At 68.6% G+C, this 1382-nt stretch carries 1 protein-coding gene; it reads right to left on the reverse strand.

What is annotated here, in order from left to right; genetic code table 11:
• A partial coding sequence (locus tag IE206_RS42195; RefSeq protein ID WP_189972076.1) for an IS110 family RNA-guided transposase occupies positions 1 to 1194 on the reverse strand: 1194 nt, incomplete at its 3' end.
• Positions 1195 to 1382: the final 188 nt, after the last annotated feature.

A 1382-nucleotide genomic window follows, 5' to 3' on the forward strand; every position in this document is an offset into this window, starting at 1 on the left:
CCACGCGGTTGCTTCGTCGTAGGTGGTGCGGGTCTTGAGGCAGCCGTGGAGGATGCCGACGAGGCGGTTGCCGAGCTGGCGGAGGGCGGGGTTGTAGCCGACGTCTCGGGCTCGTTGCTTGTCGTAGTAGCGGCGGGCTCCGGGCGAGGCCCGCAACGCGCAGAAGGCTTGGGTCTGGAGCGCGTCCGCCAGCCGGTTGTTGCGGACGTAGCGGGCCTGGACGGTATGGCTCTTGCCGGATGCTCGGGTGATGGGGCTGGTGCCGGCGTAGTTCTTGCGAGCCTTCGCGGAGGCGTATCGGCCGTGGTCGTCTCCGAACTCGGAGAGCACCCGGGCGCCGGTGATCTCCCCGATACCGGGCATCGAGAGGTAGATCTCAGCGTCCGGGTGCTTCAGAAAATGGGCCTTCACCTGCTCTTCCATCGCGGCGATCTGCTCGTTCAGCGCGATGATGAGCCGTGCATGAGCGGTGGTGGCCGCGGCGTAGGCGGCGGTGACTTGTTCGGGCAGAGCAAGCTGCCGCTCCCGCAGCGCGGTCTGGATGGTGGCTGCTTTTGCGTCGCGGTGGCGGCGGCGGTGGCGGGCCAGGACGGGGGCGATCTGGGTGCGGGTCAGTTTCGCCCCGGCGGCCGGGGTGGGCGCTTTGATCAGCAGTTCGAGGGCATCGGTACTGGTCAGGCTGAGGTCGGCGTAGGCGGCCAGGGCGGCGGGGAAGTACTCGCGCAGCGTGCTGCGAAGCCGCTGGAAGGTGCGAGTGCGTTCCCAGATCAGGGTCTGATGAGTGCGGGCAACGACCTTGACGGCCTGGGCCGCATCGCTGTCCCCGGCCACCGGCCGCAGCTGGTCGCGGTCGATGCGGACCATGTCGGCTAGCGCGTGCGCGTCGCCCTTGTCGCTCTTGGCCCCCGAGGAGGCATACCGCTCCTTGAACCGGGCCGCCTGCCGAGGGTTGATCGCGTAGACCTGATAGCCGGAAGCGATCAGGGTCTGAACCCACGAGCCCCGGTCGGTCTCGATGCCGACGACCACCTCCGCGGGCTCCAGCTCACCGCCGTGACGGGCAATGAGTTCGTGGAGTTTGGCGATGCCGGCGACTCCTTCTGGCAGGTTCGCGGCGGCGAGCTTGCGGCCGGCCTCGTCCTGAAGCTCGACGTCGTGGTGGTCTTCGGCCCAGTCGTCACCGATCAGCAGCAACAAGCCCTCCCCAAGTGCGCTCCCAGTACTGCGGCGTAGCCTGCGGAAGGCACGGCACGCGGCCTAATGGATCCAGTGCTCACGCCCTGCGGGGCGGGCACGCCACCCCATCAGCGGTCTGGCCTCCCGGCCACCAGCCGGGGCACGGTCTGTCACCAGAACTCGACTGATTCCGGCTGCGATAGTGC

Origin of the sequence: Streptomyces violascens, from assembly GCF_014649955.1 — a bacterium.
Classification (GTDB): Bacteria; Actinomycetota; Actinomycetes; order Streptomycetales; family Streptomycetaceae; genus Streptomyces; species Streptomyces violascens.